We start from the raw sequence: 20,351 nt of genomic DNA on the forward strand, positions 1-20,351 counted from the left end.
ACTAGCCTGGAATGCATTCCGACCTTCCATCGACCTCCAATCATGCATTCACTCGAAACGTGCGACTTCACGTCGCACAACCAGTCCGGGTCGTGTCCGGTGATCGCGTAGTGGCGGAGCCGCCGGAAATGGCCGCCGGTGTCCCACGCCTTGTCCAGGAGAACCATGTACTGCTCCCCTGGGCGAAGCCTGCCCGCCTCCCAGTTGGATACGGTGCCGCGCGCCACCCGGACGACCTGGGCGGTTTGCGCCAATGAAAGACCGCGCCGAGTCCGGTGAAACCACAGGTCGAACGCCAGCCAGGCCCAGAGTGACGAGTCCGGGTCGATGGTCTCGCGAACACTCACTCCCACCTCCAGTGTATTCCGTGGATTCCAATCCATCACAGGGTAAACGCCTCTCACGCATCCTGGGCAAGAAATCAACGGAAGACCAGGACGGCGGATATGAACGATCAAGTACCGGTATTCGAAATGTCGGAATCGGGGGAAATTCGGATGACTCTGCTCGGAGTGGACTGTTCGGTCTCGCTCGCGCGCGAACTCGTCCGGTATGCCCTGCTCAATTGGGGCTGCGACCGTGAGCTGATCGACGACTCCGTGGTCGTCATGAGTGAAATCGTGACGAATGCGGTCGACGCGGCGCGCGGGCGTCTGCTCAGGATCCGGGTCGCGCTGAGCGACGGCGCCCCGGTGCTGGAGTGCTGGGACCCCTCCCCCGAGCTTCCGTGCGCCTCGGCCGCCGGGCTGGACGCGCTCAGCGGACGCGGTCTCGCGATCATCGCCGCCTACGCCAAGGACACCGGCGTGCGCCCGTCCGCCACGGGCGAGGGCAAGATCGTCTGGGCGCTCATGCCCGTCCCCGAGAGGGCCCTGGGTCAGTAGGCGATTCGCAGGGACGTGGGCGACCACCGTTCAGGGGCACACCCTCCCCGTCCAAGGCTGTGCCTGAGCTCGTTGAGGCTCAGTCTCAGACCGCTGTGCGGGGGCCGTCTCGGTCGAATGGTCGATAAACCCCACGGGGGTACTGTTGTTCGCCTGGAGGCGTGCGTGCCACCCCTACCGTTCCGACAGCGACCGGGAAAGGACGCAGCAATGCTGTTCATCGAGCTCCTCGTCCCCAAGGAAGCGTTCACCGAAGCCGAATGCCGCGCCCTGGCCTCCTCCCTCACGGCCGAACGGCTCCTCTCCGATGGCGAAGGCGTTCACCACACGGATCCGGGAGTGCTCGCGTGGTTCGGTTCTCTCACCCATGTCACCGTCCGCCGGCCGGACATCTGGATCACCGGTGCCGGAGTGCCGGGTGAGGAGGCCCCGCCGTGCTGCGTGGTGAGGATCCAGGTGGGAGCGTGGGCGAAGGAGATGAGCGAGCACCTCATCGCGAGGGCCACGCAGGAATTGGTGAGCACGGCGTCGGGATTCGACGGAAAGTCACGTGAGCCGCAAGTGCTGGTGCAGGTGGCCGGCGTCCCCGAAGGCGGTTACGGCCTGGACGGACGGGTGCGCCGCACCGCCGACCTCCAGGAGATGATGGAGCGCGCGAAAACAGGAACGACGGCCGAAGAGGTGCCCGCAGGAATGGCCGTCGATCCCACGTGCGGCGCGATCATCCCGATGGACGATGCCGTCACGGTGGAACTGGACGGCGAGGTCTTCAGGTTCTGCTGCACCCACTGCCGAGGCAGCTTCGTCAAGCAACGGCGTGCAGCCACCAGTTCCTGAAGGCAGATCGTGGCCGCGCTGCCCGCACTCGCATGGCGATACGGGTGCGAGCAGCACGGTGCTCGCTGTGTCAGGCAGCCGTTAGGCGACTGCGCGGGACCGTCTCGGCGTGGCGGAGCGCGGTGAGGACCGTGTCCTCCGTCGAGTGCACCTCCGGGTACATCTTCTCCGGGTCGGTGTGGAGCTGGTAGTCCCAGACGAATCCGTAGATCCCGAGGGTGACGATCGTCAGCAGGAGATGCGTCCCGAAGCCGCGCCGCAGGTCCGGGACGGGCTCGTAGGTCACCCGGTACTGGACGATCCCGAGCCGCAGCCAGACGTCGCTGAGGCTGTCGGTGAAGTCCTCCTCGGTGAGCTGTATCTCCCACCAGAACCGCATCATGCGGTAGTCGGCGTAGAGGCCGTAGATCCCGAGGGTGATGAAGGCGAGGAAGACGGACAGGCCCGCGTTGATCGGCCTGTGCTCGTCCTCGAAGCGCTCCTTGACGTAGCGCCGGAGGTCGTCTAACTGCTTCATGTCCTCGCCGTCACGGCCGCTCTGCTCGGCGTACTGTCTCGTGGCCTCGATGACGGCGCCGTAGTAGTGGTGTCGGCGGTCCCGGAAGAGATCCGTGCGCTTCAGCCGGCGATAGAAGACCACCACGGTGTAGATGCCCAGCGTCACCCACGTGAGCAAGAACATGTAGATGGCCCAGTCGACGAGCCTCTGGTCGGTGACACGCCTCTCGTGAACGTAGCGGTCGACCTTCTGGACGGCTGGCAGTGGTTGTCCCATGGCCTCTTCTCCCTGCGAACGGAAATGTCCAAGGGAGCGGTGACGTACCACGATTGTGGCGGCGGTTCTGGGGCCGTCCGCGCTTCTGCTCACGATACGCCTGACCTGCCCGGACGGCCTAGGGTCTTTCCGCCGGTCGCATTGCGACGCGTCAGCGGGCGTCGCGGCGGGCTTGGCGGCGGGCGCCCTTGGCTCGGGTGGCGGCGTGGCGACGGTTCAGGGCCGGGTCGTTGCTCGTCGGCCTGCGGCGGCGGGTCGTCTGGGCCGTCATCGACTCCGGGGCCGGGGCGCCGGGCTGGGGCGGGGGCGTGCGGGACGGGTTGGCGGCGGCGAGGCGTTCGGCCTTCAGCTCGGCGGCGCTGCGGCGGGCCGCCCTGGACAGGTACCAGCTCACGCGGGCCAGGGCGTCCTCGAACACCTCGGCCTTCTGGGCGTTGCGCTGGTTTTTCGGGCGGGCCTTGCCGCGGCCGCCGTACTCCTCGACGCGCGCGCTCGCGGTGCGCCGGTACTGCTTGCTGTACTTGTCGCGGGCCCGGCGGATCCGCGTGTGCAGGTCCGCGAGGTCGTCCTCGTCCAGGCGGGTGAGTTCGGCGGTCCCGGTCTCCCGGACGAGGGCCGTCTCGGGCTCGTTCAGCGAGTTCAGCAGCGCCTTCATCGGCCCTCCATGCGGTCGGTGCACGCTTTCGAGCGTCGCACGGACCCCGCTAAGGGCGGGGACGCGAAGCACCCAAAAACGGCAAAGCGTGCAGGGGTTGACCTCAAGTCTCGTTGAGGTTTTAGCGTGACCGCATGATCGACGAGAAGAGTGGAGTGCGGGTCGCGGTGCTCGGGCTCGGTGAGATGGGGTCCGCGCTGGCGGGGGCGCTGCTGGACGGCGGGCATCCGACTTCCGTGTGGAACCGCACGGCGGGGAAGGACGAGGCGCTGGTCGCCAAGGGCGCGGCTCGTGGGGCGAGCGTCCGGGATGTCGTTCAAGCGGCGGACGTCGTCGTGGTCAATGTGAAGGGGACGGCCGCCGCCCGGGAGGTGCTGGAGGCGGGCGGAGACGCGCTCGCCGGGCGCGCCGTCGTCAATCTCAGTGACGGGACGTCCGAGGAGGTCAGGGCGGTCGCCGCGTGGGTCGCCGAGCGGGGTGCGGAGTACCTACACGGGCAGATCATGACGATCGCGCCGGGCGTCGGGCATCCGGACGCGACGGTCTTCTACGGCGGCGCGGCGGGCGTGCATGAGCGGTATCGGGCGGTGCTCGGGCTGCTCAGCGGGCACGCGCCGCTGGTGTCGGAAGATCCCGGTGTGGCCGTCCTGTACGGGATGGCCGTGCACGGGACGATGTGGGGGCTGCTCAACGGGTTCCTGCACGCCGCTGCCGCGCTCGGGGACGCCGGTGTCGAGCTCAAGCAGTTCCTTGAGCATGCCGACGCTCCGATGGCGGCGCTCTGGGGGTTCCTGCCGTCGATCGCCGAGGAGGTCGACCAGGCGCGTTACGCGACTCCGTTCGGGGCGCTCCGGCATCATCTGCCGTCGGTCGAGGACCTCGTCCGGGAGAGCCGGGATCGCGGGGTCGACGCCGAGCTGCCCGAGTACACGCTCGCGCTCGTCCGGAAGGCCGTGGAGCAGGGGCACGGGAGTGACAGCTACTCGCGGCTGGTCGAGCACTTCCGGGGGTGAGGTCAGGCCGCCCGGGCCTCGGCGGTGGTGGCGCGGCGGGCGAAGGCGCCGATCTCCTTGATGGCGACCAGGCCCTCGCGGGAGATGTCGGCGAACACCTGGAAGACGTGGACCTGCCCCTCCCAGATCTGGAGCGTGCACGGGACGTCGGCGGCGCCGAGGCGTTCGGCCATCAGTTCGGCGTCGGCGAGGATGACCTCGATCGCGCCCGCCTGGATGAGGACGGGCGGCAGGCCGCTGAGGTCGGCGTGCACCGGGGAGAGCCACGGGTCGGTCGGCTCGGCGCCGGGGAAGCACATGTGGACCATGTCCCACATGCGGTGCGCCGGGATGAAGGGGTCGAGCGCCGCGTTGGCGTGCGCGATCTTCGGGGCGATGTCCAGGTCGGCGAAGGGCGACAGGGCGGCGATCCCGGCGGGGCGGGGCAGGCCCGCGCGCAGGGCGTGGAGCGGCGCCATGAAGGCGAGGTAGCCGCCCGCGGAGTCGCCCGCGACGACGATGTCGCCGGGGTCGCGGGTCTTCAGGAGCAGCCGGTAGGCGTCGACGCAGTCGTCGATGGACGTCTGGATCGGGACGCGCGGCTGCATCCGGTAGGCGACCGACAGGACGGGCATGCCGGCGGCCTGGGAGATGCGGGCGATCATGCGGCGGTGGGTGCGCAGGCCGCAGGCGACGAAGCCGCCGCCGTGGAAGTAGAGGATCGCCTGCCGGGAGTTCATGGACACGCCGGGTCCGCGGACCCATTCGGCTCCGCAGCCGAGCCCCCGCACCCTGGTGACCTTCGTGCCGCGCGGCGGCAGCAGGAGGGCCGCGCCGAGGTCGAGGAGCGGGGCGAAGCGGAGGGTCCGCGGCGTCCACGGGAGTCGTTCGACGAGCGGGCGCATGAACCTGTGCATGAACCGGGCGGCCAGCCGCGCGCCCCGGCCGCATCCCGCGCGTTCCTCGATGACCGGTGCGACCGTCATGTCCCGTTCCTCCCGTCGCGTCGGACGGGAAGCCTACCAAGTAAGTGCTTGGGTGCCTACGGGTGGAGGGCCGCGTCCGGCGGACCCGTGGTCACGCCGGTGAAGCGCACGGTCAGGCCCTCGCGTTCGGGGGCGCAGCAGTAGGGGCCCGCCGTCGCCGCCACGCCCGGCGGGAACGGAGCGAGCCGGATCATCTGCCAGGGGTCGTCCCCCGCGCGCGCCCGGATCGTCACGGCGTCGCCCGAGCGGCTGGCCCGGAGCGTCACCTCGCGGCCGTGCCACGGGACGGGCGCCGACGACCAGTCGGAGACCTTGTGGGTGACCACGGCGCCCAACTGCAGGGCGCCGTCGCAGTACTCGACGCCCGCCTTGATCCAGGTCTCCTCGTCCAGGCGCACGAGCAGGCCCGCCTGGTCGAACTGCCGGTCGTAGTCGGCGACGAACGACACCTCGATCGCCGCCTCGGGGCCGAACGGCGTCAGCAGGGCGTGGCCGCCGTCGCGGTCGTAGCCGTAGGACGTCGTCCGCCAGAAGTCGCTGCCCTTCGCCGCGGTGACGAGCAGCGCGCCACCGTCCTCGACGGCGGCCGGGGGCGGGTTGAGCCATTCGCCGGTGATCACGCCCCGAAACCTACGGGAGGGGTGGGGTTAACTCCACCCCCCGCCCTGGACCTTTCCTCCGGTTTTCATGGTGCTGGGCCCAGTGCCCGCCGAAGTGTCCGACGCGAAGGTTGTGATGGGCGCAAAAGACCGGCACGGGGAGGGCAACATGGCGGGCACGGCGGCGCTAGGGGCGATGCGGGGGAAGGCACGTCCGCTGCTGACCGAGGCCGGGCTCCTGGTGATCCTGTTCGCGTTCTACAAGTGGGGCCGGACGCTCATAGAGCAGGGCCCCGGCGAGGCGATGTCGAACGCGGAGTGGCTGTGGCGGTTCGAGCGGTCGTGGCTGCCGAGCGAGGTGGACGTCCAGCAGTGGGCGCTCGGCTGGGACCACACCGCGTTCCTCGCCAACGTCTACTACGTCAGCGTGCATTTCCCTGGGACGGCACTACTGCTGATCTGGCTTTTCGTACGGCACCGGACGTCCTATGCGAGGGTGCGCAACGAACTGGTGGTGCTGACGGCGGCGGGGCTCGCGGTGCACATGCTCTTCCCGCTGGCGCCGCCCCGGCTGGCGGGCATCGGGGCGGTCGACACGATGCTGACCGTGGGGCCGTCCGCCTACCCGGCGGCTGCGGACGGGATCGCCAACCAGTACGCGGCGATGCCCTCGCTGCACATCGGATGGGCGCTGCTCGTGGCCGTCGCGGTGGTCCGGGCGTCGCGGAGCCCCTGGCGGTGGGTGGTCGCGCTGCACGCACCGGCCACGGTGTTCGTCGTGGTCGTGACCGCGAACCACTACTGGACGGACGGGATCGTCGCCGCCCTCCTGCTCGCCGGCGCCATGGCGCTGGTTTCGGTCGCGGGGCGGGTGCGGCAGGGTGGGGTGCATGCTGCTGCCGACGCATACGAGTACCGAGGTGCCGGACGTCCCCGTGGCCCTGTTGCCGGTGGGGAGCTTCGAGCAGCACGGCCCGTTCCTCCCGCTGGCGACGGACACGGTGATCGCGTGCACGCTGGCGGCGGAGATCGCGACGACCCATCCGGTGCGGACGCTCCCGCCCGTGACGATCTCGTGCTCGCATGAGCACGCCGGCTGGCCCGGGACGGTGAGCATCTCGGCGGCGACCCTCCACGCGGTGGTGAGGGACGTCGCCGAGTCGCTGCGCCGGGCCGGGGTGCCGAAGCTCGTACTGGTCAGCGGGCACGGCGGCAACTACGTCCTGGGCAACGTCGTGCAGGAGGCGCACGGCGACATGGCGCTGTTCCCGGGGTTCGACGACTGGGAGGACGCGCGGCGTGCGGCGGGCGTCGAGACGTCCGGGGACAGCGATATGCACGCCGGCGAGCTGGAGACGTCGATCCTGCTGCACGCCCATCCGGAGTTGCTCAGGGACGGGTACGGCACCGCCGATCACCTGGCCGACGACCGGCGGCACCTCCTGACGGCCGGGATGGCCGCCTACACCGAGTCCGGCGTCATCGGGCGGCCCTCACTGGCCCGCGCCGGCAAGGGCCGGGACGCGCTGCGGAGCCTTGTCGCGGCGTTCGGGGAGGTCCTCGCGGTGCTTCAGCAGCAGGGCCGCGGCGCCGGGCAGGCACGCGACGAAGCTCAGCACCCCGTAGACGACGGAGACGGTCAGGCCCTGCGCTGAGCCGAGTCCGGCGGCGCCGAACGCCAGGGCGAGGGCGGCCTCGCGCGGCCCCCAGCCGCCGACGTTGATCGGCAGCACCATCACCAGCAGCGCCAGCAGCAGGAGCGGGAGCAGCTGGACGAGCGGTGCCGTCGCGCCGACCAGGCGGGCCGCGACGACGAACAGCGCCAGGTGTCCCGCGAGTGCCGCGACCGACAGCGCGACGATGCCGGGCCAAGCGCGCGCGGCGGCGCGCAGGTCGGCGAACGTGGATACCAGGGCCGGGTGCTTCCAGCGTCCCAGGACAAGGAGCAGAACAAGGACGACCCCAATCGGGATGAGGGCCGGGGCCATCGCCGACAGCAAGGACGGGTGGACGAACAGGGCCGCGACACCCGCGACGATGGCGACGCCCTGACCGGCGGTCCGTTCGAGGAAAACGGCCCGCACTCCACGGGCGACGTCACCCGAGCGGTGGCCGTGGCTCACCGCCCTGTGGACGTCCCCCAGAACACCGGCGGGCAGCACCGCATTGAGGAACTGGGCCCGGTAGTAGTCCGTGATGGCACCGGCCATGGGCAGGTGCAGGCCGACACGTCGAGCGACCAGCCACCAGCGGGCCGCGCTGAGCGTCGTGGTCAGCAGACCGATGGCGAGGGCTACGGCCACAGAGGTGGCGTCGATGGCTTGGAGCGCCGCCACGAAGGCGTCCGTGCTGTGCCACCACAGCAGCGCGCCCAGGATGCCCAGCCCGATGACCAGGCGGCCCCACGGCCACAGCCTCTTCACGACGGCCCCCCGGGGAGGGCGAGCAGGTCCAGGTGCTGGACCTCGACGGTGAGCCGGCCGTCGGCGCAGGCGGCGAGGCGGCGACTCAGGTAGTCGTCCGCGAACGGGGCCAGGTCCGGGTTCTGCTCGACGGCGGCGCCGACCCAGCCGCGCAGCCATTCGGCGATCAGCTCCGCCTGGCCGGGACCGAGCCGCCACGGGCTCGGACGCGTCGTGACCGTGGCGCCGCGCCGCCCGAACGCCCTGGTCGCGGCGGTGACGGCATCGGGCCCGAGCAGCCCGCCGCGCCGCTGGTGCGCGTCGAACGCGGCGGCGTACTCGGCGTCGAGCGGCTCGGACGGGGTGAGCCGGACGCGGCCGACGACCGACAGGGTGAGCAGCGCCGGGCAGCCGGCCGCCGCCGCGATCGCCTCGACCTCGGCGGCGGTGAGCACGTCCAGCAGCGCGGACGCGACGACGAGCGACGCGCCGACCAGGTCGGACGCGCGCAGCTCGGCGATGCCGCCGGCGCGCGTCTCGATCGTCGCGGGCAGCCCGTCGGCGGTGACGTAGGCGCCGGCGCGGGCGAGGTCGAGCAGCGCGGGGTCCCGGTCGTGCAGGATCCAGTGCTGCGGGCCGCGCAGCCGCCCCGACAGCCAGCGGCCGGCGGAGCCGGTGCCGCAGCCGAGGTCCCAGATGACGAGCGGCCCGTCCGCGGGGAGCGCCGCCCGGAGCGGGACCAGCAGCTCCCCGGCCCGCGCGGCGGCGTCGGCCTCCTCCCGCAGCGCCAGCCACGACGGCGCGTACCCGCTCGACGATCTCGTGTCGATGCCTTCGGTTCCCTCAATCATGGCGCGCCTCCCTGCGCATCCGGGATAGGACGGTGGCCATGCGGCGGGCGGTGTCATCCCAGCCCGGCAGCATGGTGCGGCGCAGCCGGGCGGCGCCGCGCAGCCGGCCCCGCAGGTCGGGGTCGACGAGCCAGCGGCGCAGCGCCGTGGCGAGTGCGGTGGGGTCGCCGGGCGGGACGAGCAGGCCGGGGACGGCCCCGGTCGGGTCCCAGCCGAGCGCGTCGGGGACGCCGTCCGCCGACGTCGCGATGACGGGCACGCCGCGCGCGAGCGCCTCGGTCACCACCATCCCGAACGTCTCGGCGCGGGACGCGAGGACGAGCGCGTCGGCGGCGGCGTAGGCGTCGTCCAGCCGCTTGCCGGTGAGGGGCCCGGCGAGCTCGACCCGGTCGCCGAGCCGGTGCCGGCCGATCAGGCGGCGCAGCCGCGTCACATGGCCGGGGTCGCGGTCCAGCGGGCCGGCGCATTCGCAGTGCCACGGCAGGTGCGCGAGGGTGGCGAGGGCCTCCACCAGCACGTCGTGGCCCTTGCGCGGGGTCACCGACGCCACGCACAGCAGGCGGGTCGCGCCGTCGGTGCCGGAGGCGAGGGGCGCGGGGTCGGTGCCCGGCGGGACGGCGTGGACGCGGGACGGGTCGAGGCCGTGGTGGGCGATGAGGTGGTCCTTCGCCCACGGGCTGGTCGCGATGACGGCGGCCGCCGCCTCCAGGACCTTGCGTTCGCCCGCGTTGAGGTCTTCTTGTCCGGGTTCGTCCGCGAGGGGCAGGTGCACCAGGACCGCCACCCGCAGCCGTCCCGCCTCGGGGACGACGATGTCCGGCACGCCGCACGCCACCAGGCCGTCCAGCAGCACGGCACTCCGGTCCGGGAGCGCGGCGAGGGAGCGGCCGAGCGCGGTCCGCGCCGGCTCGCCGGGACGCGGCCACGACCCCGGCACCGGCAGCATCCGGACGGGCCGCCCCGACGCCGCCAGCTCCTCCGCCACCCGCCGGTCGTACCGGTCGCCGCCGCTCGGGGCGGCGTCGCCGCCGACGCCGCCCGGCACGACGAACGGGATCTCCGGCGCGGTCATAGCTCCCGCTCGTAACTGGCCCAGGCGACGTGCGACTCGTGCAGCGCCACCGCGATGCCGGACAGCCCGCGCGCGTTCTCGCCGAGCGCCCCCGCGTGGACGCGGTCGGCGAGCCGGTCGGCGATGACCTTGGCGAGGAACTCGGTCGAGGTGTTCACCCCGGCGAAGTCCGGCTCGTCGTCCAGGTTGCGGTAGTTCAGCCCGCCCAGGACCTCGCCGAGCGCGCGGGTGGCGAGCCCGATGTCGACGACGAGCCCGTCGGAGTCCAGGTCGGCCCGGCGGAACGTCGCGTCCACCACGTACGTCGCGCCGTGCAGCCGCTGCGCGGGCCCGAACACCTCGCCGCGGAAGCTGTGCGCGATCATCACGTGGTCGCGGACGGTGATACCGAACAAGAAGCCCTCCTCAGTAGACGATCCGATGGCACAGGGCGGGCAGCCTCCCGGCCGCCAGCGCGGGCATGATCCGCGGCAGCTCCGCGAAGGTGCTCTCCCCCGTGACCAGCGCGTCGAACGCCGGATCCGCCAGCAGCCGCAGCGCGAGCGCCAGCCGGTCGGCGAAGCTCCGGCTGGCCCGCCGCGCCGGCGGCACCGCGCCGACCTGGCTGCCCCGGACGGTCAGCCGCCGCGAGTGGAAGAACTCGCCGAGCGGCACGCTGACCTTCCGGTCGCCGTACCAGCTCAGCTCGACGACCTGCCCGTCCGGGGCAAGCAGCTCCAGCGACCGGGCCAGCCCCGCCTCGGTCGCGCTCGCGTGGACGACGAGGTCGCAGCCGCCCGCCGCCCCCTCTGGCGTGGCGAACTCCACGCCGAGCGCCTCCGCGACGGCGAAGCGCGACGGGTCGGTGTCGACCAGCTGGACGCGGCACCCGGGGAACCCGGCGAGGACCCCGGCGACCGAGCAGCCGACCATCCCCGCGCCGACCACGGCGATGCGGTCGCCGACCAGCGGGGCCGCGTCCCACAGCGCGTTCACGGCGGTCTCGACCGTCCCCGCCAGGACCGCCCGCTCCGGCGGCACCCCGTCCGGGACGACGGTGACCGCGCCCGCCGGGACGACGTACCGGGTCTGGTGCGGGTAGAGGCAGAACACGGTCCGGCCGGTGAGCTCGGCGGGGCCCTCCTCGACCACGCCGACGTTGAGGTACCCGTACTTGACCGGGCCGGGGAACGTCCCGTCCTGGAACGGCGCCCGCATGATGGCGTGCTGGTTCGGCGGGACGCCGCCGCGGAACACGATCGCCTCCGTACCCCGGCTCACCCCGGAGAACAGCGTCCGGACCAGCACCTCCCCCGGCCCCGGCTCCGGGAGGACGGCATCGCGGATCTCCCCCTTACCGGGCGACAGGATCCAGAAGGCGCGCGCGTCGCGCTCCATCCCCGCTCCTCCCCCGAGTCGCACCCACCGCTTCCACCGGGCCCGCCGCCCGCCGGTCGCGCCGCGCGAACAGCCACCGCACGTCCCGCCCGAACGACCACACCAGCAGCGCCAGCGCCGCCGCCACGAGCAGCCCCGCATGCGGGACGGCGCCCGCCGCGGCCACCACCAGCACCACGCCCTGCACCACGGCGACGGCCTTGCGCGCGACGCTCGGCCGCAGGTCGGCGCGCAGCCACGGCGCCGCCCAGGCCGCCGCGCCGAACGCGTACCGCATCGCGCCGATCGCGAGCACCCACGGCCCCGCCGACCAGGCGACCTCGACGCTCAGCACCAGCACCAGGAGGGCGTCGGTCTCCATGTCGAACCGCGCGCCGAGCCGGGACGCCGTGCCGGTGCGCCGGGCGACCTGCCCGTCCACCCCGTCCAGGACGAGCGCCGCCGACGCCGCCGCGACCAGCGCCCAGGTATGCCCGCCACCGGTCAGATGCCCCGCGACCAGGGCCGCCACACCCCCGGTCAGCACGACCCTGACCAGCGTCACATGGTCGGCCGGCCCGAGCGCGCGCCCACGGAACGCCCGCGCGAGCACCACCCACGCGGCCAGCGCGTATCCGCCGCCCACGGCCAGGCCCGCGTGGCCGGGGCGGAGCACCGCCAGCAGCGCCAGCTGCGCCGCCGCCGCGAGCGCCAGCTCCGGTCCCCGGGTCAGCCGGTACCGGCGCGGCGGCGCGAACGGCATCCGCACGGGCGCCGGGCGCGTCAACGTCATCGGCCGCGTCATCAGCGCACCTCGCTGACCGGGGCCTCGTCCAGGACGGCGGGGGCGTCCAGCTGCGGCAGGTCGTGCCCGAGCCGGTCGCGCTTGGCGGTGAGGTAGCGGACGTTGTCGTCGCTGACGGGGACGAGCAGCGGCACCCGCGCCGCGACGGCGACGCCGTAGGACTCCAGCGCGCTGACCTTGTCCGGGTTGTTCGACATCAGCCGCACCGACCGGACGCCGAGGTGCCGCAGGATCCGCGCGGCCGGGCCGTAGTCGCGGACGTCCACCGGCAGCCCGATGGCGGTGGCGGAGTCGACGGTGTCCAGGCCCTGGTCGTCCTGCAGGATGTGGGTGCGGACCTTCGCGACGAGCCCGATCCCGCGCCCCTCGTGCCCGCGCAGGTAGACCAGGACGCCCGCGCCCTCCCGGACGATGGCGTCCAGCGCCGAGCCGAGCTGGTCCCCGCACTCGCAGCGGGTCGCGCCGAAGATGTCGCCCGTCATGCACTCGGAGTGCATCCGGACCAGCACGTCCGCGCGCCCCCGGACGTCGCCCCGCGCCAGCGCCATGTGCTCGTGCCCGTCGACCGGGTCCCGGAAGGCGACGGCGCGGAACACGCCCCGCCGGGTCCTGAGGTCCGCCTCCGCGATGTCCTTCTCGTCGATGCCCTGCTCGCGCATCGCTCCCCTTCCTCGGCTCCGCAATCACCTCTGGTACGTGGCGACCGCACCCGGTGGTTGCGTTCCCAAAACGGTCCGTACAACCGGTGGCACGCAGGGGAGGCTCCGCAGGGTTCAGCCTAGGCGCGCCCGGACCACCAACTCATGAAGCCCGCGGCGGTTCGCCGGCGCTTCCGGCAGGCGGGTGGCGCTGCGCTCGTCCTCCAGCCGGGCGGTGAGCGCGGCGACGTCGTCCCGGAGCCGGGACGGTGTGGGCGCGTCCTCCGGCAGCGCGCCGTGCTCGGCGGCACGCTTGGCCTCGACCAGCTCCGGCAGGTAGGCGGGCCCGTCCCCGGCGAGACGGGTCAGGTCGGCCTCGACCTCACCTGTCCGCATCAGGTGGACGCCCGTCAGCAGCACCCGGAAGGTGTAGAGCAGCGGCTTCAGCTCCCGCGACTTCTCGAACAGCGCCCACTGCGTCCGCGCGAACCCCAGGTAGTGGTGCGCGTGGTTGGACGTGACCAACCCCGGGACCAGCGACTTCAACTCGGCGTGCACGTCCGAGGTGGTCACGACCAGCGGGGACATGACCTGCTCCAGGACGTAGCCGTTGCGCCGCAGGAGCAGCGCGCAGAACTTCGCCAGGTCGTGGGTGACGGCGTCGGCCTCCACGCCCGCACGCTCCCACATCAGCGTGACGGTCTCCTCTCACCAGGTCACGCTCCTGCGGCGGATGGAGATCAGCAGGTTCTCGACCGCGGTGCGGTCGGGCTCGGGCGGGAGAGGGGTGCGGGCCATGGCGGTGTCGATCTCGGCGGTGAGGGCGGCGCGCCACTCCTCGACCTCGGCCCAGGCGACCTCGCCGCGGCGGACGGCGAGGAGGCGGTCGCGCAGGTCGCCGACGTCCACCCGGGGCTCGCCGTGCCGGACGAGGTGCAGGCCGCTCGCCAGCAGCCGCAGCATGTGCATGACGTGCTTCCAGCGGGGCGCGCCGCCGTTGCGCAAGTCGCCTTCCAACTTGCGGAACTGGGCGTCGGCGTAGCGGAGGAACGTGCGGTGCGCGTGCTGCGACAGGAAGGCCGGCCGGACGGCCAGCAGCTCCTCGCCGACCGGTGTGACGCGTTCCACGATCGGCGACCAGAGGCACTCCAGGACGGTCGGGTTCGCGCCGAGCGCCAGCACGCAGAAGCGCTCCAGTTCCCAGGAGAACTGCTCGGGCAGCGGGCCGTCCAGGTGGGTCGGCGGCTTGGTGAAACCCCAGAACAGCGGGGCCGGGGCCGCGTAGACGCCGCGCCGGTCGACGTCACTGGCACTCGTCGCCAGGCCGTAGGCTCGCGAGCCGGTCACCACGGACAGGATCGTGTGGTCGCGGACCAGGTCCAGCGCCGCGCCGGGGTCGTGGTTCGTCACGGAGGCAGCCTGGCGCAGGCCCGCGCGGGTGTCGAGCGGATTCTCCGGCCGCTGTAAACGATTACAGATCGGCCACAGGCTTGCTGAAAGTTTCTGCAAGAGGTTTACGTCCCTGCAACACGTTGCTAACGTCCCGGTCCAGCCCCCATCTCTTGACCTGCGGGACGACGGCCCGGCGCGGCACGTCCCCCGCGAAGGAGGACACCATGCGGCGCACCCCCCGGATCGGCGGCGCCCCCCTGGCGGGCGCCCTCGTCTGCGCCGGCCTCGCGCTCTCGCTGACCGCCTGCGGCGGCGACGACGGCGCGCAGGGCGGCACGGGCGAGGCGAGTCTGCAGGGCCGCGGCCCCATCACCTTCGTGACCGGCAAGGACCGCTCGGGCTACCTGCAGAAGCAGGTGGACGGCTGGAACGCCGAGCACCCGAAGGAGCAGGTCCGGATCATCGAGCTGCCGGACGAGCCGAACGACCAGCGGCAGCAGATGATCCAGAACGCCACCACCAAGTCGGACGCCTACGCGGTGCTCAACCTCGACGTGGTGTGGACCGCCGAGTTCGCCGCCAACCGCTGGCTCACCGAGATCCCGAAGAGCCAGGTCGACCTGTCCAAGATGCTGCCCGCGACGATCAGCACGGGGCAGTACCGGGACCGGCTCTACGCGGTGCCGTCCACGTCCGACGCCGGGATGCTCTACTACCGCGAGGACCTGCTGAAGAAGGCCGGGGTCTCCGCGCCGCCGAAGACCTACGCCGAGATGTGGGACGCCTGCGCCAAGGTCGAGAAGCTCCCCGAGGCCAAGGGCATCGACTGCTTCTTCACCGAGGTCAACAAGACCGAGAGCCTGACGATCAGCGCGGTCGAGGCGATCGGCAGCGCCGGCGGCGCGATCATCGGCCCGGACGGCAAGCCGACCCTGAACACCCCGCAGGCCAAGCAGGGCGTCGAGTTCCTCGTGAACGCCAAGAAGGAGCACATGCCGAAGGAGGCCGTCACTCTCGACACCGAGGGCGGGCGCCGCTACTTCCAGTCCGGCAAGCTCGTCTTCCAGCGCCAGTGGCCGTACCAGTACGCGCTGGCCGACCAGAAGGACGGCTCGTCCAAGGTCGCGGGCAAGTTCGCGGTCGCGCCGCTGCCCGGCCCGAACGGGCCCGGCGTCGCCAACCTCGGCGGCCACAACCTCGCGATCTCCGCGTTCGCCGAGAACAAGGCGTCTGCGCTCGACTTCATCCGGTACCTCACCGGTGAGCAGTCGCAGCGCGCCAACCTGCTCGCCACCTCGCAGGCCCCGACGGTCGCCGCGCTGTACGACGACCCCGAGATGGTGAAGAAGTTCCCGTACCTGCCCGTGCTGAAGCAGGCCATCGCGAACGCCAAGCCGCGCCCGGTCGCGGTGAAGTACGGCGACGTGACCGCCGCGATCCAGGGCGAGATGTACGACGCGGTGACCGGCAAGAAGCCCGTCGACCAGGCCCTGACCGACCTGCAGGCCAAGCTCCAGCCGCTGACCGCGCAGTGAACACGGCCGCCACCGAGACGCCGTCCGCCGCGGGAACCCCCGCGGCGGGCGCCGCCCGCCGCCGCGGGCGCGACGTGCAGGGGACGAGGCGCCTCGCCGCGCTGCTGCTGTCCCCGACGCTGCTGGTGCTCGCGCTGGTCATCGGCTACCCCGTCCTCGCGGGGTTCCGCGAGTCGCTGTACGCGCGCGGCGAGGGACTGGACGCGCAGGGGTTCGTCGTCGAGGGCGACCGGTTCGTCGGCCTCGACAACTACACCGCGATCTTCCAGGGCGACCGGGCCGACGCGTTCTGGAACGCCTTCTCCAACACCACGTTCTTCACCCTGACGACGGTGGTCCTGGAGACGCTGATCGGCGTCGCGATGGCGCTGATCATGCACCAGGCGTTCAAGGGGCGGGCCGTCGTGCGCGCCAGCATCCTCGTCCCGTGGGCGATCCCCACCGCGATCTCCGGGCTGCTGTGGCGCTGGATCTTCCAGGCGGACGGCGCCGCGAACGCGCTGCTGCGCCAGCAGATCCTGTGGACCGCAGACGGGTTCCCCGCGAAGGCGGCCGTCGTCATCGCCGAGGTGTGGAAGACCTCCCCGTTCATCGGGCTGCTCGTCCTCGCCGGGCTGCAGATGATCCCCCGGGACGTCTACGAGGCGGCGCGGGTGGACGGCGCCGGGCCCGTCCAGCAGTTCTTCCGCATCACGCTTCCGCTGGTGAAGCCCGCTCTACTGGTCGCCGTGCTGTTCCGCATGCTGGACGTGCTGCGCATGTTCGACCTGCCCGCCGTGCTGATCGGCGTCAACCAGAAGTCGGTGGAGACGCTGACGATGATCGCCTGGTTCGAGGCGTCCAACCTGCGCTACGGCTCGGCGGCGGCGTACGCGACGATCCTGTTCCTCTACATCGCGCTGATCGCCTACCTGTTCGTCAAGCTGCTCGGCGCCGACATCATCGGCGAGGCCCGGCGGCAGACCAAGCGGGAGCGGAGGAAGGCGGCATGACCCAGGCCAAGCGGCTGCTGTCCCATCTCGGGTTCGCGGCGGTGGCGGTGTACTGCCTCGCCCCGTTCTACTGGATGACGATCTCGGCGTTCCGCCGCCCGCAGGACCAGTTCGACAACTCGATCGTGCCGTCCCGGTGGTCGTGGGAGAACTTCTCCGCGGTCTTCTCCGGCGGCAACGGGTTCGGCCGGGCGCTGCTGAACAGCCTCGTCGTGGCCGGCCTCACCACCGTGCTGACCCTGCTGATCGGCACGTTCACCGCCTACGCGCTGGCCAGGCTCGACTTCCGGTTCAAGAACGCGGTGCTCGGGCTGATCGTCGCGACCACGATGTTCCCGGGAATCTCGCAGCTGGTCCCCCTGCTGAAGCTCTTCACGGACATCAAGTGGATCAACACCTACCAGGCCATGGTGCTGCCCAGCCTCGGGTTCGCGCTGCCGCTGTCGGTGTGGCTGCTGACGGCGTTCTTCCGGCAGCTGCCGTTCGAGCTGGAGCAGGCCGCGATGGTGGACGGCTGCACCCGCGGCCAGGCCTTCCGCAAGATCATCGTCCCGCTGGCGGCGCCCGGGGTGTTCACCACGGCGATCCTGACGTTCATCGCCGCGTGGAACGAGTTCCTCATCGCGCTGTCCATGGTCAACAAGAAGGAGATGCAGACCGCCACGGTCGCGATCTCCAAGTTCACCGGCGTCTCCGGGTTCGACCAGCCGTTCGGCACCCAGATGGCGGCCGGGGTGATCGTGACCGTCCCGCTCATCGCGGTGGTGCTGGTCTTCCAGCGCCGGATCGTCGCCGGCCTCACCGCCGGCGGCGTCAAGTGACGACCCCGCACCCCCACCCCCATCCGCACCCGCACCTCGCAGGCTCCCGATTCGAAGGATGTTCATGACCCAGGACACCCTGCTCGTCCACGCCTCCCACCCGGAGGAGGGCACCCGCTGGTGGCGCGACGCCGTCATCTACCAGGTGTACGTGCGCAGCTTCGCCGACTCCGACGGCGACGGCGTCGGCGACCTGCCCGGCGTCCGGTCCCGGCTCCCCTACCTCGCCGGCCTCGGCGTGGACGCGCTGTGGCTGACCCCGTTCTACGTCTCGCCGATGGCCGACTTCGGCTACGACGTGGCCGACTACCGCGACGTCGACCCGCTGTTCGGCACCCTCGCCGACGCCCGCGGGCTGATCGCCGACGCGCACGCGCACGGCCTGCGCATCATCGTGGACGTCGTGCCCAACCACACCTCCGACCGGCACGCCTGGTTCCGGGCGGCGGTCGCCGCGCCCGCGGGCTCCCCCGAGCGCGCCCGCTACATCTTCCGGGACGGGCGCGGCCCGGACGGCGCCGAGCCCCCCAACGACTGGGAGTCGGTGTTCGGCGGCCCCGCCTGGACCCGGCTGCCGGACGGCCAGTGGTACCTGCACCTGTTCGCGCCCGAGCAGCCCGACCTGGACTGGGAGAACCCCGAGGTCCGCGCCGAGTTCGCGGACATCCTGACGTTCTGGCTCGACCTCGGCGTGGACGGCTTCCGCGTGGACGTCGCGCACGGCATGGCCAAGGCCCCCGGCCTGCCGGACGTCGGCCACCCGAACCAGGTCGAGATGCTCGGCACGGCCGTCCTGCCGTACTTCGACCAGGACGCGGTGCACGACATCCACCGCGAGTGGCGGCGCCTGCTCGACTCCTACGGCGGCGAGCGGATCGCCGTCGCCGAGGCGTGGGCGCCCACCCCGCAGCGCCTCGCCCACTACACCCGCCCGGACGAACTGCACCAGGCGTTCAACTTCCACTACCTGACCGCGCCGTGGGACGCCGCCCCGCTGCGCGAGGTGATCGAGGAGTCGATCCGCACCGCGGCGGAGGTCGGCGCGCCCGCGACCTGGGTGCTGTCCAACCACGACGTGAAGCGGCACGTCACCCGGTACGGCGGCGGCGAGACCGGGCTGCGGCGCGCCCGCGCGGCGGCGCTGCTCACGCTCGCGCTGCCCGGCTCGTCCTACGTCTACCAGGGCGAGGAGCTGGGCCTGCCGGAGGTCCTCGACCTGCCGGAGGAGTTCCAGCAGGACCCGCAGCGGCTGCGCGGCGAGGGCGCCGGCCGCGACGGCTGCCGCGTCCCGCTGCCGTGGGAGGGCGAGGAGCCCCCGTTCGGGTTCGGCGCGGGCCCCGCGTCCTGGCTGCCGATCCCGACGGGCTGGCGCGACCTCACCGTGGCCGCGCAGACCGCCGACCCCGGCTCCATGCTCGCCCTCTACCGCGAGGCGCTGCGGCTGCGCCGCGAGCACCCCGCGCTCGGCGACGGCGGACTGCGCTGGGAGTCGGCCCCACCCGGCACACTTGTCTTCGTCCGGGAGAGCGGGGGGAGGCGGCTCGGGTGCGCGGTCAACACGGGCGGCGGGACGGTGCGGCTCCCCGCGCGCGGCACGCCGCTCCTCGCGAGCGGACCGGTCCGGCTGGAGGGCGGCCACCTGGACCTGCCCCCGGACACCGCCCTGTGGTGGGACGTCGAGGAGGGATAACTTGAAACCCATGACGACACGCCTGGCGGACATCGCGGCGCACGCCGGGGTGAGCGAGGCGACGGTGAGCCGCGTGCTCAACGGCAAGCCGGGCGTGTCCCCGACCACGCGCCAGGCGGTGCTGACCGCCTTGGACGTGCTCGGCTACGAGCGCCCGGCCAAGCTGCGCCAGCGGCGGGCCGGGCTGATCGGGCTGATCATCCCCGAGCTGACCAACCCGATCTTCCCGGCGTTCGCCGAGGTCATCGAGAGCGCGCTCGCCCGGCACGGGTACATGGCGGTGCTGTGCTCGCAGGCGCCGGGCGGCGTCGCCGAGGACGACTACATCGAGATGCTGCTGGAGCGCGGCGTCGCGGGGATCATCTTCGTCAACGGCCTGCACGCCAACGCCAACTCCGACCGGGCGCGGTACGCGCGGCTGCTGGAGCAGGCGCTGCCGATCGTGCTGGTGAACGGGTACCGGCCCGACATCGACGCGCCGTACATCTCGAACGACGACGTGGCGTCGATGGAGGCGATCGTCGCGCACCTGGCCGCTATGGGCCACCGCCGGATCGGGCTCGCGATCGGCCAGGACGTGTACGTGCCGACGCGGCGCAAGACCGAGGGGTTCCGGCGCGGGATGGCCGCGCACACCGGCCTCTCCTCGGCCGAGGTGGACGAGCTGATCGTCAACACCATGTACACGGTCGAGGGCGGGCAGGCGGCGGCGTCCACGCTGCTGGACGCGGGGTGCACGGCGATCTGCGGCGGCAACGACATCATGGCGCTCGGCGCGATCCGGGCGGCGCGGGCGCGCGGGCTGCAGGTGCCCGAGGACGTGTCCGTCACCGGCATGGACGACTCGCTCCTGACCGCCTACCTCGACCCGCCGCTGACGACGGTCCGGCAGGCGGTGCGGGAGATGTCGATGGCCGCGGTGAGCACCGTCCTGGACGAGATCCGCGGTGAGCGCGCGCCCCGCACGGAGCTGCTCTACCGGCCGGAGCTGGTCGTCCGGCGGTCCACGGCGCCGGCTCCGGCGCCGGCCCGGCTCTCGCCCGTCCAGGAGGGGTGACCCGCCTGGTCG

General features: G+C 72.3%; 22 protein-coding genes and 2 pseudogenes. 10 read left to right on the forward strand and 14 right to left on the reverse strand.

Annotation, left to right across the window (positions count from 1 at the left end; translation table 11 throughout):
• Nucleotides 1-347 (reverse strand): helix-turn-helix domain-containing protein (locus ACGFI1_RS35400; protein ID WP_392791693.1); only part of this gene is annotated, 347 nt, incomplete at its 3' end.
• A 150-nt stretch (nt 348-497) separates the two neighbouring features.
• On the opposite strand from ACGFI1_RS35400, the gene ACGFI1_RS35405 reads away from it, so the two are divergent.
• Entirely contained in the window at nt 498-884 is a 387-nt protein-coding gene (locus ACGFI1_RS35405) for an ATP-binding protein (protein ID WP_392791696.1), read from the forward strand.
• 210 nt (nt 885-1,094) lie between these two features.
• Complete coding sequence (locus tag ACGFI1_RS35410) at nt 1,095-1,721, forward strand: hypothetical protein (RefSeq protein ID WP_386871444.1); 627 nt, start codon at nt 1,095-1,097, stop codon at nt 1,719-1,721.
• Between the two features lie 70 nt (nt 1,722-1,791).
• On the opposite strand, the gene ACGFI1_RS35415 is transcribed toward ACGFI1_RS35410, so the two are convergent.
• Nucleotides 1,792-2,496 carry a DUF4234 domain-containing protein gene (locus tag ACGFI1_RS35415; protein WP_392791698.1) on the reverse strand — a complete coding sequence of 235 codons (705 nt, stop codon included), beginning with the start codon at nt 2,494-2,496 and terminating at the stop codon, nt 1,792-1,794.
• A 151-nt stretch (nt 2,497-2,647) separates the two neighbouring features.
• Entirely contained in the window at nt 2,648-3,151 is a 504-nt protein-coding gene (locus ACGFI1_RS35420) for a hypothetical protein (protein ID WP_392791700.1), read from the reverse strand.
• A gap of 134 nt (nt 3,152-3,285) precedes the next feature.
• Between ACGFI1_RS35420 and ACGFI1_RS35425 the strand changes: the two genes are divergently transcribed.
• Entirely contained in the window at nt 3,286-4,164 is an 879-nt protein-coding gene (locus ACGFI1_RS35425) for an NAD(P)-dependent oxidoreductase (protein WP_392791702.1), read from the forward strand.
• Nucleotides 4,165-4,166: 2 nt separating this feature from the next.
• On the opposite strand, the gene ACGFI1_RS35430 is transcribed toward ACGFI1_RS35425, so the two are convergent.
• Both ACGFI1_RS35430 and ACGFI1_RS35435 read right to left on the reverse strand, forming a co-directional pair.
• A complete protein-coding gene (locus ACGFI1_RS35430; protein ID WP_392791705.1) occupies nt 4,167-5,129 on the reverse strand; it encodes an alpha/beta hydrolase in 963 nt (320 codons plus the stop codon).
• Between the two features lie 56 nt (nt 5,130-5,185).
• The gene (locus ACGFI1_RS35435; RefSeq protein ID WP_392791708.1) at nt 5,186-5,749 is read right to left on the reverse strand and encodes a DUF1349 domain-containing protein; all 564 of its coding nucleotides are present in this window, start codon (nt 5,747-5,749) and stop codon (nt 5,186-5,188) included.
• Nucleotides 5,750-6,032: 283 nt separating this feature from the next.
• Between ACGFI1_RS35435 and ACGFI1_RS35440 the strand changes: the two are divergent.
• Nucleotides 6,033-6,569: pseudogene (locus ACGFI1_RS35440) on the forward strand (phosphatase PAP2 family protein); the annotation flags it as partial.
• 49 nt (nt 6,570-6,618) lie between these two features.
• Nucleotides 6,619-7,383, forward strand: coding sequence for a creatininase family protein (locus ACGFI1_RS35445; protein ID WP_392791710.1), 765 nt, complete (start codon nt 6,619-6,621; stop codon nt 7,381-7,383).
• A gap of 3 nt (nt 7,384-7,386) precedes the next feature.
• On the opposite strand, the pseudogene ACGFI1_RS35450 reads toward ACGFI1_RS35445, so the two are convergent.
• From ACGFI1_RS35450 to ACGFI1_RS35490, 9 genes and pseudogenes are all read right to left on the reverse strand, one after another.
• A pseudogene (locus tag ACGFI1_RS35450) lies at nt 7,387-8,151 on the reverse strand (lysylphosphatidylglycerol synthase domain-containing protein); the annotation flags it as partial.
• Nucleotides 8,148-8,981, reverse strand: coding sequence for an SAM-dependent methyltransferase (locus ACGFI1_RS35455; RefSeq protein ID WP_392737892.1), 834 nt, complete (start codon nt 8,979-8,981; stop codon nt 8,148-8,150). The gene ACGFI1_RS35455 and the pseudogene ACGFI1_RS35450, both read right to left, overlap by 4 nt.
• Nucleotides 8,974-10,053: a glycosyltransferase family 4 protein gene (locus ACGFI1_RS35460; protein WP_392791713.1), complete on the reverse strand. Its 1,080-nt coding sequence runs from the start codon at nt 10,051-10,053 to the stop codon at nt 8,974-8,976. Before ACGFI1_RS35460 ends, ACGFI1_RS35455 begins: the two co-directional genes overlap by 8 nt.
• On the reverse strand, nt 10,050-10,448 hold the full coding sequence (locus ACGFI1_RS35465) for a 6-pyruvoyl trahydropterin synthase family protein (RefSeq protein WP_176198723.1): 399 nt from the start codon (nt 10,446-10,448) through the stop codon (nt 10,050-10,052). Before ACGFI1_RS35465 ends, ACGFI1_RS35460 begins: the two co-directional genes overlap by 4 nt.
• Before the next feature lie 10 nt (nt 10,449-10,458).
• Entirely contained in the window at nt 10,459-11,430 is a 972-nt protein-coding gene (locus ACGFI1_RS35470; protein ID WP_392791715.1) for a zinc-dependent alcohol dehydrogenase, read from the reverse strand.
• Entirely contained in the window at nt 11,387-12,214 is an 828-nt protein-coding gene (locus ACGFI1_RS35475; protein ID WP_387072000.1) for a CDP-alcohol phosphatidyltransferase family protein, read from the reverse strand. Before ACGFI1_RS35475 ends, ACGFI1_RS35470 begins: the two co-directional genes overlap by 44 nt.
• Complete coding sequence (ribA, locus tag ACGFI1_RS35480) at nt 12,214-12,873, reverse strand: GTP cyclohydrolase II (protein ID WP_138640247.1); 660 nt, start codon at nt 12,871-12,873, stop codon at nt 12,214-12,216. Before ribA ends, ACGFI1_RS35475 begins: the two co-directional genes overlap by 1 nt.
• A gap of 114 nt (nt 12,874-12,987) precedes the next feature.
• Nucleotides 12,988-13,542 (reverse strand): nucleotidyltransferase domain-containing protein, encoded by a 555-nt coding sequence (locus ACGFI1_RS35485; protein WP_392791718.1) that lies wholly within the window; start codon nt 13,540-13,542, stop codon nt 12,988-12,990.
• 18 nt (nt 13,543-13,560) lie between these two features.
• Entirely contained in the window at nt 13,561-14,262 is a 702-nt protein-coding gene (locus ACGFI1_RS35490; protein WP_392791720.1) for a nucleotidyltransferase domain-containing protein, read from the reverse strand.
• 206 nt (nt 14,263-14,468) lie between these two features.
• On the opposite strand from ACGFI1_RS35490, the gene ACGFI1_RS35495 reads away from it, so the two are divergent.
• The 5 genes from ACGFI1_RS35495 (at nt 14,469) to ACGFI1_RS35515 (ending at nt 20,339) form a co-directional block, all read left to right on the forward strand.
• A complete protein-coding gene (locus ACGFI1_RS35495) occupies nt 14,469-15,779 on the forward strand; it encodes an ABC transporter substrate-binding protein (protein ID WP_392791722.1) in 1,311 nt (436 codons plus the stop codon).
• On the forward strand, nt 15,776-16,771 hold the full coding sequence (locus tag ACGFI1_RS35500) for a carbohydrate ABC transporter permease (RefSeq protein ID WP_392791724.1): 996 nt from the start codon (nt 15,776-15,778) through the stop codon (nt 16,769-16,771). The genes ACGFI1_RS35495 and ACGFI1_RS35500 overlap by 4 nt, the downstream gene beginning before the upstream one ends.
• Nucleotides 16,768-17,592: a carbohydrate ABC transporter permease gene (locus tag ACGFI1_RS35505; protein WP_386871412.1), complete on the forward strand. Its 825-nt coding sequence runs from the start codon at nt 16,768-16,770 to the stop codon at nt 17,590-17,592. Before ACGFI1_RS35500 ends, ACGFI1_RS35505 begins: the two co-directional genes overlap by 4 nt.
• A 64-nt stretch (nt 17,593-17,656) precedes the next feature.
• Nucleotides 17,657-19,282, forward strand: coding sequence for a glycoside hydrolase family 13 protein (locus ACGFI1_RS35510; RefSeq protein WP_392791727.1), 1,626 nt, complete (start codon nt 17,657-17,659; stop codon nt 19,280-19,282).
• 10 nt (nt 19,283-19,292) lie between these two features.
• On the forward strand, nt 19,293-20,339 hold the full coding sequence (locus ACGFI1_RS35515; RefSeq protein ID WP_301174282.1) for a LacI family DNA-binding transcriptional regulator: 1,047 nt from the start codon (nt 19,293-19,295) through the stop codon (nt 20,337-20,339).
• Nucleotides 20,340-20,351: the final 12 nt, after the last annotated feature.

It is taken from the genome of Actinomadura geliboluensis, from assembly GCF_043197915.1.
Lineage (GTDB): Bacteria > Actinomycetota > Actinomycetes > Streptosporangiales > Streptosporangiaceae > Spirillospora > Spirillospora geliboluensis.

Coding starts and splice junctions, on each gene's coding strand:
- ACGFI1_RS35405 (WP_392791696.1), top strand. CDS start 498: ATGACTCTGCTCGGAGTGGACTGTTCGGTCTCGCTCGCGCGCGAACTC.
- ACGFI1_RS35410 (WP_386871444.1), top strand. CDS start 1,095: ATGCTGTTCATCGAGCTCCTCGTCCCCAAGGAAGCGTTCACCGAAGCC.
- ACGFI1_RS35415 (WP_392791698.1), bottom strand. CDS start 2,496: ATGGGACAACCACTGCCAGCCGTCCAGAAGGTCGACCGCTACGTTCAC.
- ACGFI1_RS35420 (WP_392791700.1), bottom strand. CDS start 3,151: ATGAAGGCGCTGCTGAACTCGCTGAACGAGCCCGAGACGGCCCTCGTC.
- ACGFI1_RS35425 (WP_392791702.1), top strand. CDS start 3,286: ATGATCGACGAGAAGAGTGGAGTGCGGGTCGCGGTGCTCGGGCTCGGT.
- ACGFI1_RS35430 (WP_392791705.1), bottom strand. CDS start 5,129: ATGACGGTCGCACCGGTCATCGAGGAACGCGCGGGATGCGGCCGGGGC.
- ACGFI1_RS35445 (WP_392791710.1), top strand. CDS start 6,619: ATGCTGCTGCCGACGCATACGAGTACCGAGGTGCCGGACGTCCCCGTG.
- ACGFI1_RS35455 (WP_392737892.1), bottom strand. CDS start 8,981: ATGATTGAGGGAACCGAAGGCATCGACACGAGATCGTCGAGCGGGTAC.
- ACGFI1_RS35460 (WP_392791713.1), bottom strand. CDS start 10,053: ATGACCGCGCCGGAGATCCCGTTCGTCGTGCCGGGCGGCGTCGGCGGC.
- ACGFI1_RS35470 (WP_392791715.1), bottom strand. CDS start 11,430: ATGGAGCGCGACGCGCGCGCCTTCTGGATCCTGTCGCCCGGTAAGGGG.
- ACGFI1_RS35475 (WP_387072000.1), bottom strand. CDS start 12,214: ATGACGCGGCCGATGACGTTGACGCGCCCGGCGCCCGTGCGGATGCCG.
- ribA (WP_138640247.1), bottom strand. CDS start 12,873: ATGCGCGAGCAGGGCATCGACGAGAAGGACATCGCGGAGGCGGACCTC.
- ACGFI1_RS35485 (WP_392791718.1), bottom strand. CDS start 13,542: ATGTGGGAGCGTGCGGGCGTGGAGGCCGACGCCGTCACCCACGACCTG.
- ACGFI1_RS35495 (WP_392791722.1), top strand. CDS start 14,469: ATGCGGCGCACCCCCCGGATCGGCGGCGCCCCCCTGGCGGGCGCCCTC.
- ACGFI1_RS35505 (WP_386871412.1), top strand. CDS start 16,768: ATGACCCAGGCCAAGCGGCTGCTGTCCCATCTCGGGTTCGCGGCGGTG.
- ACGFI1_RS35510 (WP_392791727.1), top strand. CDS start 17,657: ATGACCCAGGACACCCTGCTCGTCCACGCCTCCCACCCGGAGGAGGGC.
- ACGFI1_RS35515 (WP_301174282.1), top strand. CDS start 19,293: ATGACGACACGCCTGGCGGACATCGCGGCGCACGCCGGGGTGAGCGAG.